Annotated in this window: 13 protein-coding genes and 1 riboswitch; of the genes, 5 read left to right on the forward strand and 8 right to left on the reverse strand. The window is 72.9% G+C overall.

Features of this window, described 5'->3' with window-relative positions; genetic code table 11:
- Positions 1-5 precede the first annotated feature (5 nt).
- Entirely contained in the window at positions 6-1343 is a 1338-nt protein-coding gene (locus tag EXE59_RS06220) for a GNAT family N-acetyltransferase (RefSeq protein ID WP_135838126.1), read from the reverse strand.
- 71 nt (positions 1344-1414) lie between these two features.
- A riboswitch (cobalamin riboswitch) is annotated at positions 1415-1552 on the forward strand.
- A 27-nt stretch (positions 1553-1579) separates the two neighbouring features.
- On the opposite strand from EXE59_RS06220, the gene cobN reads away from it, so the two are divergent.
- Positions 1580-5236 carry a cobaltochelatase subunit CobN gene (gene cobN / locus EXE59_RS06225; protein ID WP_135838127.1) on the forward strand — a complete coding sequence of 1219 codons (3657 nt, stop codon included), beginning with the start codon at positions 1580-1582 and terminating at the stop codon, positions 5234-5236.
- The gene (gene cobF / locus EXE59_RS06230) at positions 5233-5943 is read left to right on the forward strand and encodes a precorrin-6A synthase (deacetylating) (RefSeq protein WP_135838128.1); all 711 of its coding nucleotides are present in this window, start codon (positions 5233-5235) and stop codon (positions 5941-5943) included. The genes cobN and cobF overlap by 4 nt, the downstream gene beginning before the upstream one ends.
- A gap of 13 nt (positions 5944-5956) precedes the next feature.
- On the opposite strand, the gene EXE59_RS06235 is transcribed toward cobF, so the two are convergent.
- Both EXE59_RS06235 and EXE59_RS06240 read right to left on the reverse strand, forming a co-directional pair.
- Positions 5957-6523: a TetR/AcrR family transcriptional regulator gene (locus EXE59_RS06235; protein WP_135838129.1), complete on the reverse strand. Its 567-nt coding sequence runs from the start codon at positions 6521-6523 to the stop codon at positions 5957-5959.
- Between the two features lie 91 nt (positions 6524-6614).
- Positions 6615-6974 (reverse strand): SPW repeat domain-containing protein, encoded by a 360-nt coding sequence (locus EXE59_RS06240; protein ID WP_135838130.1) that lies wholly within the window; start codon positions 6972-6974, stop codon positions 6615-6617.
- A gap of 214 nt (positions 6975-7188) precedes the next feature.
- Here EXE59_RS06240 and clpB point away from each other — a divergent pair, with 214 nt between their 5' ends.
- Complete coding sequence (gene clpB / locus EXE59_RS06245; protein WP_135838131.1) at positions 7189-9777, forward strand: ATP-dependent chaperone ClpB; 2589 nt, start codon at positions 7189-7191, stop codon at positions 9775-9777.
- Between the two features lie 2 nt (positions 9778-9779).
- On the opposite strand, the gene EXE59_RS06250 is transcribed toward clpB, so the two are convergent.
- On the reverse strand, positions 9780-10238 hold the full coding sequence (locus tag EXE59_RS06250; protein ID WP_135838132.1) for a globin domain-containing protein: 459 nt from the start codon (positions 10236-10238) through the stop codon (positions 9780-9782).
- A 148-nt stretch (positions 10239-10386) separates the two neighbouring features.
- Between EXE59_RS06250 and EXE59_RS06255 the strand changes: the two genes are divergently transcribed.
- Positions 10387-11217, forward strand: coding sequence for a CPBP family intramembrane glutamic endopeptidase (locus EXE59_RS06255; protein WP_246056557.1), 831 nt, complete (start codon positions 10387-10389; stop codon positions 11215-11217).
- Between the two features lie 19 nt (positions 11218-11236).
- On the opposite strand, the gene EXE59_RS06260 is transcribed toward EXE59_RS06255, so the two are convergent.
- From EXE59_RS06260 to EXE59_RS06275, 4 genes are all read right to left on the reverse strand, one after another.
- A complete protein-coding gene (locus EXE59_RS06260; protein WP_135838134.1) occupies positions 11237-13087 on the reverse strand; it encodes a reprolysin-like metallopeptidase in 1851 nt (616 codons plus the stop codon).
- Between the two features lie 72 nt (positions 13088-13159).
- Positions 13160-13597, reverse strand: a complete 438-nt coding sequence (locus EXE59_RS06265) for a DoxX family protein (RefSeq protein WP_135838135.1) — start codon at positions 13595-13597, stop codon at positions 13160-13162.
- A 9-nt stretch (positions 13598-13606) separates the two neighbouring features.
- Positions 13607-15019, reverse strand: coding sequence for an FAD-binding oxidoreductase (locus EXE59_RS06270; RefSeq protein ID WP_135838136.1), 1413 nt, complete (start codon positions 15017-15019; stop codon positions 13607-13609).
- Between the two features lie 29 nt (positions 15020-15048).
- Positions 15049-15960, reverse strand: a complete 912-nt coding sequence (locus EXE59_RS06275) for an AEC family transporter (protein WP_135838137.1) — start codon at positions 15958-15960, stop codon at positions 15049-15051.
- Positions 15961-16037: 77 nt separating this feature from the next.
- Here EXE59_RS06275 and EXE59_RS06280 point away from each other — a divergent pair, with 77 nt between their 5' ends.
- Positions 16038-16970 carry a 2-hydroxyacid dehydrogenase gene (locus EXE59_RS06280; protein ID WP_246056559.1) on the forward strand — a complete coding sequence of 311 codons (933 nt, stop codon included), beginning with the start codon at positions 16038-16040 and terminating at the stop codon, positions 16968-16970.
- Positions 16971-16990 lie beyond the last annotated feature (20 nt).

Here is a 16990-nt window from a genome sequence, read left to right on the forward strand (position 1 = left end):
ACGCCTCAGGTGCGGGTCCAGGTCCATCGGTTCAACCTGGCGAGGCTGCCGCGGTGGTCGTCCTCGAAGGTCTCAGCGAGGGTGAAGCCTGCTCGTCGGGCGACGGCCGCGCTCGCGGTGTTGCCCTCGACGGTCACGACCGTCACACCCGGACGTCCGCTGGCGGCCACCCAGTCGCGCAACGCCCCGAGCACCGCCGTCGCGACGCCCCGGCCGCGGGCCTCGGGCAGCAGGGCGTACACAGCCTCCGGCAACGACTCGTCCAGCCGCCCCAGGCCGCAGGTGCCGAGGGGTGTGTCGCCCTCGCGGATGACGTAGCGCTGGGTCGCGCCCTCGCGTGCCCGCTCCTGCTGGCGGGCGACCCGGGCGCGCGCCCCCGACTCGGACAGGTCAGCCGGGTAGCTCGTCCACTGCACGACCTCGGGGCACCGCGACAGCAGCTGCTCGACGCGCCAGTCGTCGCCGGTGACGGGGCGGAGGACGTACGGACCGCACGCGATCTCGTGCGGTGGCAGCGAGGCGTGCGCGACGAGCGACTTCCACGGGGTGACGACCAGGTGCTCCGGCAGCGTGAGTGAAAGCTTTCGCTCGAGCACGCCACCCCCCACCTCGACGTGGGCGACCCCGGGGGCGACCGCGCCGTACGCCGGGGGCTCTGACCGTACGAGTGCGCGCGGGTCGGCCTCGTGCGGCTCCGGCGCGACCGGGAGCTCGTCGACGTGCCAGGCAGCGGCGGCACCGCTGCCGCGCACCTGCTGGAAGGCGCGGGCCAGGCCCGTGAGGCGGGCGGCGGCCTCGTGCAGGGGGACGACCGGACCCCAGTGCGTCGAGCCGATCCGGAGCTGGACCTCGTCGGCGGACAGGGCGACGAGGCCGAGGTCGCAGGTCCGTGTGGCGAGGTCGCCGCGGCCGTCGTCGAGCACGAACAGGAATCGGCCCGGGAGCTTCGCCAGGGACGGCGTCGCGCAGATGCGCTGGTCGAGCTCGGCCGTGACCGGGCGGAGGTCGGCGCGCCCGCCGTGCAGCCCGGTCAGCGGCGAGACGAGGACGTTGCGGACCAGCTCGTGGTCGGGGTGCGGGAGCAGGCCGGTCGCGCGGATCGCCTCGACGACCGCGGGCGGGACAGCCCCGTCGACCAGCGGGAGCGCGCGGAGCTGGAGGTTGGCCCGCTTCGTCAGGTGGACGTGCCCGTCTCCGTACGCCTCGGCGACGTCGGTCAGCGCCAGCAGGGCGGTGCGGGTCAGGTGGCCGCCTGGCACGCGGAGGCGTACGAGTGCGCCGTCGTCGGCGAGCCACGGGCGGAGGACGCCGGGGCACATGTCGCCTCGGGTCCGCTGGGTCACGGGTGCGATCTTGGCACGGCCTCGGTTTCGACACGCTCGCTGGCGCTCGCTGCTCAACCAGCGGCGCTGGCTGGCCCGACAGCGGCTAGGCTGCGCGGACCACTCCGCGTGGGACCCAGGAACCCGGTGCCATTCCGGGGCGGTTCCGCCACTGTGAGGGCCTGCGCGCAGGCCCGCAGCCAGATACTGGACCACGCGGATCCCACACAGAGGGGCGAGAACCCCGAGGAGGATCCGTGCGCATCGCACTCCTGTCCACGTCCGACACCGACCTGCTGAGCGCGCGGGAGTCCGGCGCCGACTACGTCCTGGCCAACCCGGCGCGGCCGGGGCACCAGTCGATGGCCGAGGTGATCGAGGGCTGTGACCTCGTCGTGGGCCGGTTGCTCGGCTCGCCGCAGGACCTCTGCTCCGGCTTCGCCCGCGTCGCCGCGACCGGGAAGCCCGTCGTCGTGCTCGGTGGCGAGCAGTCGCCGAGCGCCGAGCTGATGGAGCTGTCGTCGGTGCCGATGGGCGTCGCGGCCGAGGCGCACCGCTACCTCGCCGAGGGGGGCCCGGCGAACCTCCGTCAGCTCCATGCGTTCCTCTCCGACACGGTGCTGCTGACGGGGGAGGGGTTCGAGCCGCCGCAGGTGCTGCCGCAGTGGGGGTTCGCGGAGCGGGCTGGTGGTGGGGCCCGGGTTTCGACACGCTCGTCCCTGGCTGCTCAACCAGCGGTGGAGGGACTGCCCCGCGTCGGGGTGCTCTACTACCGCGCCCACGAGGCCAGCGGGAACACCGCCTTCGCCCACGCGCTCGCCGACGCGATCGATGCGACGGGCCACGCGGTCGGCGTACCCGTCTTCGCCGGGTCGCTGCGCTCGGCGCCCGACGAGCTGTACGACGCGCTCGGCACGCTGGACGCGCTGATCGTCACCGTCCTGGCCGCCGGCGGCAGCGTGCCCGCGGGCGCGAGTGCGGGCGGGGACGACGAGTCGTGGGACGTCGCGCGGATGTCGGCGCTCGACATCCCGATCATCCAGGGCCTCTGCCTCACCAGCAGCCGCGCCGAGTGGGAGGCGTCCGACGACGGCGTCAGCCCGATGGACTCCGCCACGCAGATCGCGATCCCGGAGTTCGACGGGCGGATCATCACCGCGCCGTTCTCGTTCAAGGAGGTCGACGCCGACGGCCTCCCGCGCTACGTCGCCGACGCCGAGCGTTGCGCCCGCGTGGCCGGCATCGCGGTCCGGCACGCCCGCCTGAGGCACGTTCCCAACGCCGAGAAGCGGCTCGCCCTCGTGCTCTCTGCCTACCCCACCAAGCACGCCCGCATCGGCAACGCCGTCGGGCTCGACACCCCGGTCTCGGCGGTCCGGCTGCTCCGCCGGCTCGCCGAGGAGGGGTACGACCTCGGTGACGGCGAGGTCGCGCACCTGGTTTCGACAAGCTCGACCGACGGCGGGATGACCGACACCGAGGCGGGTGACGCGCTCATCCACGCGCTCATCGCGGCCGGTGGCCAGGACGAGGAGTGGCTGACGCATGCGCAGCTGACCGACGCGCACGTACGGATCACGCCCGAGCAGTACGCCGCCTGGACCGCCGACCTGCCCGAGGATCTCCGCGCCGACATGGTCGCGGCGTGGGGCGAGGCGCCTGGTGAGCTGTTCGTCAACGACCAGAAGGAGCTCGTGCTCGCGACGGTGAGGGCGGGCAACGTCGTGCTGCTCATCCAGCCGCCGCGGGGGTTCGGGGAGAACCCGATCGCGATTTACCACGACCCGGACCTGGCGCCGACGCACCACTACCTCGGTGCCTACCGCTGGCTGGGCAGTGCCGTCGAGGAGGGGGGCTTCGGGGCCGACGCCGTCGTGCACCTCGGCAAGCACGGCTCGCTCGAGTGGCTGCCCGGCAAGAACGCCGCCCTCTCCGCGAGCTGCGGCACCGACGCCGCGCTGGGCGACCTGCCGATGGTCTACCCGTTCCTCGTCAACGACCCCGGCGAGGGCGCGCAGGCCAAGCGCCGTGCCCACGCCACGATCGTCGACCACCTCGTGCCGCCAATGGCGCGCGCCGAGTCGTACGGCGACATCGCCCGCCTCGAGCAGCTCCTCGACGAGCACGCCAACATCGCCGCGATGGACCCGGCCAAGCTGCCGGCGATCCGCGGCGAGATCTGGCAGCTCATGCACGCCGCCGAGATGCACCGTGACCTCGGGCTGGAGGAGCAGCCGGACGCGGAGGAGTTCGACGACTTCATCATGCACGTCGACGGCTGGCTCTGCGAGATCAAGGACGCGCAGATCCGCGACGGCCTGCACGTCCTGGGCGAGGCGCCCTCCGGCGAGGCGCGGGTCAACCTCGTGCTCGCGATCCTGCGCGCCGCGCAGGTCTTCGGCGGGCAGGCGCAGGCAGTGCCGGGGCTGCGCGCGGCGCTGGGCCTGAAGGAGAACGCCGAGGCCACCAACGCCGTTGACGCGATCGAGGCCAAGGCCCGCGAGCTCGTGCAGGCCATGGACGACGCAGACTGGGACGTCGCCGCAGCCACGCGACTCCACGACGACCCCGAGGTCCAGCGGGTGCTGGAGTTCGCCGCCACCCAGGTCGTGCCACGCCTCGCCCGCACGACCGACGAGCTGGACGCGGTCGTCCACGCGCTCGACGGCGGCTTCATCGCCGCCGGCCCGTCGGGCTCGCCGCTGCGCGGACTGGTCAACGTGCTCCCGACCGGCCGCAACTTCTACACCGTCGACCCGCGCGCCGTCCCGTCCCGCCTCGCGTGGCAGACCGGGCAGGCGATGGCGGAGTCGCTCGTCGCGAAGTACGTCGACGAGACCGGCGGCCACCCCGAGTCGGTCGGCCTGTCGGTCTGGGGCACGAGCGCGATGCGCACCAGCGGTGACGACGTCGCCGAGGTGCTCGCGCTGCTCGGCGTCCGCCCCGTGTGGGACGAGGCGTCGCGCCGCGTCAACGACCTCCAGGTCATCCCGCTCGAGGACCTCGGCCGCCCGCGCATCGACGTCACGGTTCGGATCTCCGGCTTCTTCCGCGACGCCTTCCCGCACGTGGTGGCGATGCTCGACGACGCCGTACGCCTCGTGGCCGGCCTCGACGAGCCCGACGAGCACAACCACGTACGGGCGCACGCGCGCGCCGACCTGGCCGAGCACGGCGACGAGCGGCGCTCGACCACGCGGATCTTCGGGTCGAAGCCCGGCTCCTACGGCGCCGGCATCCTCCAGGTCGTCGAGTCGGGCAGCTGGCGCAGCGACGACGACCTGGCCGAGGTCTACACGGCGTGGGGCGGCTTCGCCTACGGCCGCGACCTCGACGGGGCGCCGGCGGCTGACGACATGCGGACCAACTACCGCCGGATCAAGGTCGCCGCCAAGAACGTCGACACCCGCGAGCACGACATCGCCGACAGCGACGACTACTTCCAGTACCACGGCGGCATGGTCGCCACCGTGCGCGCGCTGACCGGCAGCGACCCCAAGGCGTACGTCGGCGACTCGACGACCCCCGACGCGGTCCGCACGCGGACGCTGCAGGAGGAGACGAACCGGGTCTTCCGCTCGCGCGTGGTCAATCCGCGGTGGATCGCGGCGATGCAGCGTCACGGCTACAAGGGCGCCTTCGAGCTCGCCGCGACCGTCGACTACCTCTTCGGCTTCGACGCGACCGCGGGCGTCGTGCACGACTGGATGTACGAGTCGCTGGCGAAGGAGTACGTCCTCGACGAGACCAACCAGCAGTTCCTGCGGACCTCCAACCCGTGGGCGCTGCGGGGCATCGTCGAGCGGCTGCACGAGGCCGCCGAGCGCGGGCTGTGGGAGGAGCCGGACGCCGAGGTCGTGGCCGCGCTGCAGCAGGTCTACCTCGACGTCGAGGGCGAGCTGGAGGACCGGTGACCCGCGTCCGGATCGTCGGGATCGGCTGCCACCCGGGGCAGCTGACGCTCGAGGCTCGCGAGGCGATCGCGGGCTGCGACTACGTCATCGCCGCCGACAAGGGACCGGACGATCCGCTCCTCGCGCTGCGCCGGACGATCTGCGCCGACCTCGGGGTCGAGCTGGTCGCCGTGCCGGACCCGCCGCGAGACCGCGACGACCCCGCGGACTACGACGGTGCGGTCCTGGACTGGCACGACGCGCGCGCGGCGGCGTACGGCTCCGTCGTCGCGCAGCGGCCGGGGACGGTCGGCTTCCTGGTGTGGGGCGACCCGGCGTTCTACGACTCGACGATCCGCGTCGTCGAGCGCCTCGGCGTGCCGTACGACGTGCTGCCGGGCGTCTCGGCGCTCTCGCTGCTGGCGGCCCGGCACCGCGTCGTGCTGCATGACGTCGGCCGGCCGGTGCTGGTGACGACCGGGCGGCGGCTGGCCGTCGAGGTCGACGCCGGGCACGACAACCTCGTCGTCATGCTGGACGGCAGGCTGCAGGCGACGTCGCTCGACGGCGACTGGGACATCTGGTGGGGAGCCAACCTCGGCAGCCCGCACGAGGAGCTGGTGGCGGGGCGGCTGGGGGACGTCGTCGAGGACATCCGGACAGCGCGGGCTCGGGCGAAGGCCGCCGACGGGTGGGTGATGGACACCTACCTCCTGCGGCGGCACTGACGGCTGGTCGGGGCTAGGCCGGGCCGGACGCCCCCACGGCCAGCGCCACGACGGCAGCCGCGCCTTGCACGTCGGGTGTTGCACCGCCGGCACGGCGCGCGTTGGCGTGGTCGAGCATGACCGACACGAAGGTCTCCGCGGCCTGGCGGCGCAGGGTCTTCGTCAGGGTCCACTCGACCGCCTGGTCCAGCGCCGACTCGGTCAGCTCCACGAGCGACCGACGCAGCCGGTGCAGGTGGTCGCGAACCTGCTCGTGCGTGCCGCTCTCGCGGAAGACGATGGTCCGCAGCACCAGGGAGTCGTGGCTGTCGAGTCCGAGGCGGCGGTGCAGGGCGAGCAACGACCCGGCCGGGTCCCCGCGACGTACGACGTCGGTGACCGTGTCCGTGGTCGGCACGGGCAGCCGCTCCTGCAGCAGGGTGAGCAGCAGGTCGATCTTGCGCGGGAAGTAGTAGAAGACCAGGCCCTTGGGCACCCTGGCGGCCTCCGCCACGCGAGCCGTGGGCGTCGCGTCGAAGCCGTCCTCGGCGAAGAGCTCCTCGGCCGCGTCGAGGATGCGCGTGCGGCGGTCGTCGGCCATGGGCTGTTCCTGGGGTGTCGGGTCGGCGGAGGGGCACGAGGCACGGGCAGGCCGCCCTCCGCGACCTGCCCGGCGTCGACCTCCGCCACTGCTAGTGCGGGATCGCGCGGTGATGCATCCTCTCCTCGACCTGGGGCACGGTCAGCAGGCCGGCGATCACTGCGACGGCACCGACGATCCATGCCGTCACGGCGACGTCGTTGTCGGTGCTGGCGATGTCCATCGCCCACGGCGACCCGACGAACAGCGCGCCGAGGAGCACCAGGGCGTACCCGCTCATCTTCTCCTCGGCCTCGGCCATCGCGCCCAGCGCGACCACTGCGGTGACGATCCCCAGGATCACCATCGTCCAGGTCGCGGTGTCGTCCATCTCGATGACGAGCGGTGACAGGGCTGCGGCGGCGCCGGCCACTGCCGCCGCCCAGAGCTGCCATCGCGTCCACTTCTCCATCAGTGGTTCCTCGCTCTCTGCGCTCGGACCCGTCGCTACCAAGGCGGATCGTTCACGCTCAGGGTGCGCCTTGATTGACCGCCCGGTCAAGACCCGCGCCGCGGCAGTTCCTGGTGCGCCGAAATTTCCGAAGTTGAGGGGAATCGACTCAACTTCTGGCGCGTTGACCCGGTACGGACCACAGTGGTCCCAGCGAACCCATGGAGGAGTTGAGTTGAGCGCGTTCGGTGCCGAGAAGTTCACCACCCGCAGCCGCGAGGTCGTCGAGGCTGCCCAGCTGGCCGCCACCACCGGCGGCAACACCCACACCGAGCCCATCCACCTGCTCGTCGCCCTGCTCAAGCAGGAGGACGGCACCAGCCGCAGCCTCGTGCAGAAGGCAGGCGTCGACCCGGCCACGCTGCTCGCGCAGGCCGAGCGCGTGCAGCAGCAGCTGCCCCGCGCCACCGGCTCGACCGTCCAGCAGCCCAGCGCGTCAGCGGCGCTGACCCGCGTCCTCGCCTCCTCCCTCGACCTCGCCGGGTCGATGAAGGACGACTACGTCGCCACCGACCACCTGCTCGTCGCGACCGCGACCGTCGAGTCGCCCGCCCAGAAGGTGCTCGCCGACGCCGGCCTCACCGCCGACGGCCTGCGCGAGGCGATCACCGCCGTCCGCGGCAACCGGCGCGTGACCAGCGAGTCCGCCGAGGCGTCGTACGAGTCGCTGGAGAAGTACTCCGTCGACCTCACCCAGGCTGCCGAGGACGGCCGGCTCGACCCGGTCATCGGCCGTGACGCCGAGATCCGCCGCGTCATCCAGGTGCTCTCGCGCCGCACCAAGAACAACCCCGTCCTCATCGGTGAGCCCGGCGTCGGCAAGACCGCCGTCGTCGAGGGGCTCGCCCAGCGCGTCGTCGCCGGCGACGTGCCCGACTCGCTCAAGGGCCGCCGCGTGCTGAGCCTCGACCTCGCCGCCATGGTCGCCGGTGCGAAGTACCGCGGCGAGTTCGAGGAGCGGCTCAAGGCCGTCCTCGAGGAGATCAAGGACGCCGGCGGGCAGGTCATCACCTTCATCGACGAGCTCCACACGGTCGTCGGCGCGGGTGCCGGCGGCGACTCCGCGATGGACGCCGGCAACATGCTCAAGCCGATGCTCGCTCGTGGCGAGCTGCACATGATCGGTGCGACCACGCTCGACGAGTACCGCGAGCGCATCGAGAAGGACCCCGCGCTCGAGCGCCGCTTCCAGCAGGTCTTCGTCGGCGAGCCCTCGGTCGAGGACACCATCCAGATCCTGCGCGGCATCCAGGAGAAGTACGAGGCCCACCACGGCGTACGCATCACCGACGCCGCGCTCGTCGCCGCCGCCACGCTGTCCGACCGCTACATCACCGGCCGCCAGCTGCCGGACAAGGCGATCGACCTCATCGACGAGGCGTCCTCGCGGCTGCGGATGGAGCACGAGTCCTCGCCCGAGGAGATCGACGTGCTGCGGCGCCAGGTCGAGCGGCTCAAGATGGAGGAGTTCGCGCTCGACAAGGAGACCGACCCCGCCTCGGCGGAGCGGCTCGAGGTGCTGCGCAAGGACCTCGCCGACAAGGAGGAGGAGCTGCGCGGGCTCGAGACCCGCTGGGAGCGCGAGAAGGACCAGCTCCAGGGCGAGGGCGAGCTGCGTCGCCAGCTCGACCAGCTCAAGATCGAGGCCGAGAAGAAGCTGCGCGAGGGTGACCTCGCCGGCGCCTCGGAGATCCAGTACGGCCAGATCCCGGCGCTCGAGAAGCAGATCGCCGAGGTCGAGAAGGCCGAGGCCGCCGACATCGAGCCGCTCGTCGGCGAGGAGGTCGGTGCGGAGCAGATCGCCGACGTCGTCGAGGCGTGGACCGGCATCCCCACCGGCAAGATGCTCCAGGGCGAGACCGCCAAGCTGCTGGAGATGGAGTCCGTCATCGGCGAGCGCCTCATCGGCCAGGCGGAGGCCGTGACCGCGGTCAGCGACGCCGTACGCCGCTCGCGAGCCGGCATCTCCGACCCCAACCGGCCGACCGGCTCGTTCCTGTTCCTCGGCCCCACCGGCACGGGCAAGACCGAGCTGGCGAAGGCGCTGGCCGACTTCCTCTTCGACGACGAGCGCGCGATCGTGCGCATCGACATGAGCGAGTACAGCGAGAAGCACTCGGTCTCGCGGCTCGTCGGGGCGCCTCCCGGCTACGTCGGCTACGACGAGGGCGGGCAGCTCACCGAGGCCGTACGCCGCCGGCCCTACAGCGTGGTGCTGCTCGACGAGGTCGAGAAGGCGCACCCGGAGGTCTTCGACATCCTGCTCCAGGTGCTCGACGACGGCCGGCTCACCGACGGGCAGGGCCGCACGGTCGACTTCCGCAACACGCTGCTGATCCTCACGTCCAACCTCGGCTCGCACTTCCTGGTCGACCCGATCCTCGAGCCGGTGGCCAAGAAGGAGTCGGTGATGGGCGTGGTGCGCGCGCACTTCAAGCCCGAGTTCCTCAACCGGCTCGACGAGGTCGTGATGTTCGAGGCGCTGTCCAAGGACGACCTCGCCCACATCGTCGACCTGCAGCTCGCGCTGCTGGAGAAGCGGCTCGCCGTCCGGCGGATCACGATCTCGGTGACCGACGCGGCACGCGCCTGGCTGGCCGAGACCGGCTACGACCCGGCGTACGGCGCCCGGCCCCTGCGGCGGCTGATCCAGTCCGCCATCGGCGACCCGCTCGCCCGGCTGCTGATCGCCGGCCAGGTCACCGACGGCGGTGCGGTGACGGTCGACGTCGGCGACGACGGGTTGTCACTCCTCGCTGGTTGACGTCAGCTGACGGGCCCGTCCCAGTCCCAGTGCGGCATCGTCAGGTCGTCGGGGACGTCGTCCGCGGAGTCGGGCCATGCCTGGAACGGCCCGGTCGCCGCCCACGCGACGTAGGCGGCGACCGCCCGGCGTACCTCCGGGTCGTCGGGCACCCCGGCCTCGTCGAACGAGTCGACCACGCACTGGGCGAAGCGGGGACCGGCCTCGACGGCGTACTCGCCCTCGCCTGCGTGCAGCCGCTGCACGTGCGACTCGCTGCCGCCCCACTCGGCGGTGTACGTCGGCGGACCGCCGAGGGCCTCGGCCCAGTAGGCCGCCAGCCGCTCCGTGTGGTCGGGCTGGTTGTCGGCGTGGGAGAACGGGTGGTTGAGCAACGGGTCGGCCAGGCAGCGCTGGTGGGTCGCCTCGGCCAGCCGTACGAAGACCGCCATGCCGCCTGCCGCCTCGTAGATCGTGGTCACCCTGTCGATCGTCGTAGACGCGCGGACAGAAGTCGACAGGTGCGGTGCGGCCACGCGTGAGCCACCGGCCGCGGGAGCACTTCTGCCCGCGCGTCTACGAGCAGGGGTTCTCAGCACTGGCTCAGCCCGCTGGGGGATGCTGTCTCCCGTGACGACGACCACCGACGTACGCCCGTGGTGGCGGCTGCGGGACACCCCGGTCCCCGGCGGCGTCCCCGACCTGGCGAAGGCGCTGCTGTGGACCGAGCTCGCGCTCGTGCTGCTGGTCTCGCTCGGCCGGTCGGCCGTCTACTCCATCGTCAGCATCATCTCGGCGCTGACCGCGCCCGGGCCGCTGTCGGCGCAGGCGGCGAACCTCAACAACTCGCTCGCCCCCGACCGGCCGTGGCTCGACCTGACCTACCAGCTGTTGCGGATCGCGTTCGCGCTCGTGCCGGTCGCCCTCGCGGCGTACCTCCTCGTCCGCTCCGGCACCCGGCTCAAGGAGGTGTGGGCGCGCGACGGCGGCTGGAGCACGCTCGGCGACTGGGGGCGCGGCGCGCTGCTCGCAGCCGGGGTGGGCTCGGTGGGCGTGGTGTTCTACCTCGCGACCTACGCCCTCGGGACCAACCTCACCGTCGTCGCGCAATCGCTGCCGGGGGAGTGGTGGCAGGTGCCGGTGCTCGTCCTCGCGGCCGCGGAGAACGCCGTGCTCGAGGAGCTCGTCGTGCTCGGCTTCGTGCAGGTGCGGCTGCGGCAGATCGGCTTCGGCGACACCGCGGCGATCGGCCTCGCGGCGCTGCTTCGAGGCAGCTACCACCTCTACCAGGGCCTCGGCGGCTTCGTCGGCAACCTCGCGATGGGGCTGCTCTTCGGCTGGCTCTTCCGGCGCTGGGGGCGGGTGATGCCCTTCGTGGTCGCGCACACGCTGCTCGACGTGGGCGCGTTCGTGGGGTACGCCGCGCTCGCCGGGCGGGTCGACTGGCTGCCGACCCTGTGACCCGCCCGGCGAGCCCGCGTCAGCGGCGGACCTTGACCTTTTTGGAGGTCCGCGTCGCCTTCTCGTAGCCCTTCTTCCTGGTCGTGACCCGGACCGAGATCTTCTTGCCGCGGTCCTTGGCCCGCAGGCGGTAGGTGGCCTTCTTGGCCCCCTTGATCTTCTTTCCGTTCTTCAGCCACTGGTAGCGCACCTTGACGCTCTTCTTGGCCGGCTTGGGCTTCCAGCCCTTGATCTTCACCGACAGGACCCGCCCGGCGCGCGGCGTGCCGCGGAGCTTGGGTCGCGACGTCCAGAAGAGCGCCTTGCCGACCACGACCGGGGCCGAGGACGCCGCCACGGGTGCGTAGTAGGGAGCCGAGCCGGTGACCTGGAGGCTCAGGGTGCGACCGATGTCCCCGCGGGACAGCTTGAAGCTGGCGGTGGTGGCACCCGCCACGGGAACGCCGTCGAGGAACCACTGGTAGCCCAGCGCCACTGCCGGGGCCCACGGGGTGGTGGCCGCGGTGACCGTCCTGCCGGACCGGGCCTGGCCGCCCATCGCGACGGCGCCGGGGTAGATCTGCGACTGGCGGTAGTTGGCGACGGCGACGGCCTGCTCCTGGGCCGCGAGCGCGTTGAACGCGGCAGCCGTGCCGGTGGGTCGGCCGTTGCGGCTGACGTTGGGGTTGGAGAAGTTGCCGATGCGCACGCACTCGGGGCAGCTGTTCGGGTAGGACATCACCGTCAGGAAGTTGCCGGCGACGTCGACGTAGCCCCGGGCGTACGACTTGCCACCGCTCGGCGGCGAGGACGCGCCGGCGTCGTGGTCGGCGCTCAGGTTGTGGCCGATCTCGTGGGCGAAGGTGAGGTTGCCGGTGGCGCACTTGTCGGCCCAGAGGACCGTCCAGGCAGCAGTCTCGGGGTCGTGCTCCGGCTGGGTGCCGCCCAGCGAGCCGAGCCCGCAGAACGAGCCCGACGGGTACGCGCCACCGAGCCAGAGGCTGACCAGGTCGGCGTGGGTCTCCTCACGCAGCGCCTGTGCCTCGTCGAAGACGCCGTCGCCGGGCTTGGCGAGCGCGTAGTAGTTGGTCGTCAGCGAGGACGACGGGGTCGCGGCGACCTGGCGGGTGCCCACCAGTCGCACCTGGGTGGGGACGCCGGACGCCGTGAGGGCCTGGTTGGTCTGGGTGATGCCGAGGACGAACTGCGCCTGCATCGCCTCGGCGCCGCCGACCGTCCCCGGCAGGTTCGCCGGGTAGACGATGGCCACGTCGACGACCGACGGGGCGTCCGCGGCGACCGGCGCCTGGCCCGCGGCCGGGGCCGGCGTGGACGGGGCGTCACCCGCGGGCGCCGCGTGGTCGGCCCCGTCGGCGTGCTCGCCGTCCGCGGCGCGGACGTCGATCGCGTCGTCGCCGGGCTGCGGCATCGCCGGGATCTCGACGACCTCGTAGTCGCCGCCGCGGGTGGTGCTCACCTCGAAGGCGCCGTCGGCGGCCGAGGTGACGCTCAGGTGGGCGACGCCGTCGACCTCGGCGGCAGCGAAGGTGCCGAGGGAGCCGACGACCGAGCCGGTCCACGACGTGACGCCGTCGACGGAGGTGCGGCCGTCGATCGCGGCGGTGACGGTGGTGTCGTCGAACAGCGTCAGGCTCACGCGGTCGCCGGCGCGTACGTCGCGCAGCGCTGCCGCGTCGACGCGGACGGAGCGCGATCGGGCTCCGTCGGGCGCCTCGGCGCCGCGGGTGGCCGGAGCGGCGCTCAGCAGCTCGACGGTGCGGGTCTTCTCCTCGGCCGTGGCGACGGCCGTGGTCACGGGCGCCGTGGTCACGGCGAGCGCGATCGCACAGAGGCCGGCGACGCCGGTGAACTTCTGGCGGGTGGTGGTCATGTGGGGTCCCCCTCGTTTGTTCCCGGCCCCCTTCGTGCCCCGGGTGGAGGCGGCCAAACCCGGATCGGCGGACTACTCGCCGATCTCGACCTCTTCGCGCTCCCGCTCCTCCTCGACGCCCGTCCGTCGGCGACCGAGCAGGCCCCCGGCCCACAGCGCCCAGAGGACAAGGACGGGCTGGAAGAACAGCCGGACGAACCGCGCGCGATCGGTGTCGAGGCCGAACGCGTCGGTGCCCTCGAGGTACTGCGCCACGTTGCCCGGGAAGATCGCGACGAAGAAGGCCGCGAGCAGCGCGCCGACCGTACGCCGGTGCCGGGGCAGCGCCACGAACGCACCGCCCAGCGCGATCTCGACGACGCCGGACCCGAGCACGGTGAGGTCCTCGTCGACGGGGAACCAGTCCGGCACCTGCGCGCGGAACTCGTCGCGCTGCGTGGTCAGGTGCAGCACACCGGCGGTGACAAGGAAGCCGCCGAGGACGACGCGGCCGAGTGTCTGTGCCTTCATGGGCACAGACTAGGCGGGCGGCACCACGGCACCGGGGTTCATCAGGCCCGCGGGGTCGAGGGCCTGCTTGACCGCCCGCATCAGGTCGACCTCGACGTCGGACTTGTACGCCGCGGCGGCCGCGGCCTTCGTCCGGCCGAGGCCGTGCTCGGCGCTGATCGACCCGTGGGCGGCCGCGACCGCGTCGTAGATCGCCGCCGTGAGGTCGCCCGCCGCCGCCCGGAGGTCGTCGTCGCGACCCACGGGCGCGTTGAGGTTGTAGTGGAGGTTGCCGTCGCCGACGTGGCCGTAGGTCACCGGCCGGACCCCGGGGAGGACCTCCTGCAGCCTCGGGCCCATCGCCTCGGTCCAGTCGGCGAGGTCGGCGATCGGCAGGGTGACGTCGTGCTTGAGGGTCGCACCCTCGACCTTCTGCACCTCGGAGATCCCCTCGCGCAGCGACCACAGGGCGCTGCGCTGGGCAGGGCTCCCCGCGATGGCCGCGTCGGTCGCCGTGCCGGCGTCGACGGCCTCGCCGAGCAGCGCCTCGAGCGTCGTGTCGAGGCCCTCGTCGGAGGCGGACCCGGCCAGCTCGACCAGGACGTACCAGTCGCTCGGCTCCGCGAGCGGGTCGACCGCCCCGGGCAGGTGGGCCAGGACGAGGTCGATCGCCTGCCGGTTGGCGATCTCGAAGGTCGACAGGTGCACGCCACCGTGCTGCTGCGCGGTGCCGAGCAGGGAGACCGCCGCGCCGACGGACGGCACCGCCACCCAGGCGGTGGCGTGCCGGGGCGTCGCCGGGAACAGCCGCAGGATCGCGCCGGTGATCACGCCGAGCGTGCCCTCGGAGCCGACGAAGAGCTGGGTCAGGTCGTAGCCGGTGTTGTCCTTGCGGAGACCGCGCAGCCCGTCCCACACCCGGCCGTCCGGCAGCACCACCTCGAGGCCGAGCACCAGCTCCCGCGTCATGCCGTAACGCAGCACCGCGGTGCCGCCGGCGTTGGTGGCGAGGTTGCCGCCGATGGTGCAGCTGCCCTCGGATCCCAGCGACATGGGGAAGAGCCGCCCGGCCTGCTCGGCCGCGGCCTGCACGTCGGCGAGCACGACGCCCGCGTCGACGGTGATCGTGCCCGCGACCGGGTCGACGTCGCGCACCGACCGCATCCGCCCGAGCGAGAGCACCACCGCGGTGCCCGACGCGTCCGGGACCCCGCCACCGACCAGCCCGGTGTTGCCGCCCTGCGGGACGACCGGCGTACGGGTCTCGGCGCACGCGCGCACGACGGCGGCCACCTCGGCCGTCGAGCCGGGCCGCACCACCGCGAGCGCGCGCCCCTCGTGGACGCCGGTCCAGTCGACGACGTACGCCGCGACGTCGGCTGGCTCGGTGAGGACGTGGGCGTCGCCGACGGCCGTGCGCAGCCGCTCGAGCAGGTCGGTCACGGAGGTCTCCTCGGAGAGGGTCGGGGGTGTCAGCCCAGCAGCACCGCGACGAGCAGCGCCGCGGGCAACGAGGCCAGGGTGGTGACCAGGATGGTCTCCCGCGCGACATCCTCCCCGACGCGGTAGCGGGTGGCGTGCAGGAAGATGTTCTGCGCGGTCGGCAGCGCCGCGGTGATGACGACACCGAGCAGCACCCGGTCGTCGAGGCCGAGGGCGACGCCGACGGCCCACGCGACCACCGGCATGACGCCCATCTTGAGCACGGTGGCGACGACGACCTCGCCGTTGTGGCCGGCGCGGCCGATGGGCGGGCTGAGCCGCAGGGCCGCGCCGTAGGACATCAGCATCAGCGGGATCGCCGCGCCGGCGAGCATCTCCAGCGGCGACAGCAACGGGGCCGGCAGCCGCCAGCCGGTGGTCGCGAGCACGAGGCCGGCGACGGCGGCGACGGTGAGCGGGTTCGTGACGAGACGGCGCGCGGCGGAGCGTACGCCCTCCCCGCGGCCGGTGATCCGGTCCAGCACGATGAGCGCGGCCGGCTGCACGACGAGCATCTGGACGAGCAGGGTCGGCACCACGACCGTGAGGTCGCCGACGACGTAGGCCGCGATGGCGATGCCGAGGTTGCCGGCGTTGACGTAGGACGACGAGAGCGCGCCGATGAGCAGGGCCCCGGTGTCGAGGCGCCAGCGCAGTCGCGCCACCACGACGTACGCCGCGAAGCAGGCGGCGAGCGACACGCTCGAGGCGACCAGGTTGGCCGCCGCGGCACCGAGCTCGACCCGGCTGATCGTGACGACCATCAGCGCCGGCGACGCCACGAAGAACGCGATCTCGCCGAGCGTGCGCTGCGAGCGTCGGTCGAGCACCCCGACGTGCGCGAGCGCGGCACCGGCGGCGATCACGACCAGGATCGTGGTGAACCCGATCAGCAGGTCCATGCGTCCTCCTTCCCGGGTATCGCGCGACATCGAGACCGTCCTGTACGCGACGTCCGACGCCCGGCAAGGATGTCGTGGTGACGACTGACACCCAGCACCCGGTCCGTGTCGTGCAGCTCGGAGGGCTGATGCCCTTCGTCCGCGAGTGGCTCCTCGAGAGGTACGCCGCGCCGGGGCTGGCCGACCTCGACGACCCGGCGGGGGTCGAGGTCGCCGTCGTGGGCGGCGGTGCGCCGGCCGGCGCGGCCGAGATGGACGCGCTGCCCGACCTGCGCGCGATCGTGAACTTCGGCGTCGGCTACGACAACGTCGACGTCGCCGAGGCGCGCCGCCGCGGCATCGTCGTCTCCAACACCCCCGACGTCCTGACCGACGCGGTGGCGGACCTCGCAGCCTTCCTCGTGGTCGACGTGCTGCGTGGCATCACCGCCGCCGACCGGTTCGTACGCAGCGGGGCGTGGGCGCGTGGCGAGCAGGTGCCGCTGACCCGCGACGTACGCGGGGCCGTGGTCGGCGTGCTGGGGCTGGGGCGCATCGGCACGGCCGCTGCCCAGCGGCTGGAGGCCTTCGGCGCGGTGGTCCACTACCACTCGCGCAGCCCGAAGGACGTCGCGTGGACCTACCACCCGAGCCCGGCCGAGCTGGCCGCAGCGAGCGACGTGCTGGTCGTCCTCACGCCAGGTGGTGCGGGCACCGACGGCCTCGTGGACGCCGCCGTGCTCGACGCGCTCGGGCCCGAGGGCTTCCTCGTCAACGTCTCGCGCGGCTCGGTCGTCGACGAGGACGCGCTCGTCGCCGCCCTGGAGGCGGGCCGCATCGCCGGTGCCGGGCTCGACGTCTTCGCCGACGAGCCGCACGTGCCCGCAGCGTTGCTGGAGCGCGAGGACGTCGTGCTGCTGCCGCATGTCGGCAGCGCGACGACCCAGACGCGCGAGGCGATGGGTCGGCTCGTGCTGGACAACGTCGACGCCTTCCTCGAGCGCGGCGGGCTGGTGACCCCGGTCGGGTGATGCTGTGTCAGGGTTCCCCT

The organism is Nocardioides eburneiflavus (genome assembly GCF_004785795.1).
Taxonomy (GTDB): Bacteria; Actinomycetota; Actinomycetes; order Propionibacteriales; family Nocardioidaceae; genus Nocardioides; species Nocardioides eburneiflavus.

Excerpts from the sequence above, each read along its gene's own strand:
- EXE59_RS06275 (WP_135838137.1), bottom strand. The coding sequence starts at position 15,960 with ATGGACCTGCTGATCGGGTTCACCACGATCCTGGTCGTGATCGCCGCC.
- EXE59_RS06265 (WP_135838135.1), bottom strand. The coding sequence starts at position 13,597 with ATGAAGGCACAGACACTCGGCCGCGTCGTCCTCGGCGGCTTCCTTGTC.
- EXE59_RS06235 (WP_135838129.1), bottom strand. The coding sequence starts at position 6,523 with ATGGCCGACGACCGCCGCACGCGCATCCTCGACGCGGCCGAGGAGCTC.
- EXE59_RS06240 (WP_135838130.1), bottom strand. The coding sequence starts at position 6,974 with ATGGAGAAGTGGACGCGATGGCAGCTCTGGGCGGCGGCAGTGGCCGGC.
- EXE59_RS06260 (WP_135838134.1), bottom strand. The coding sequence starts at position 13,087 with ATGACCACCACCCGCCAGAAGTTCACCGGCGTCGCCGGCCTCTGTGCG.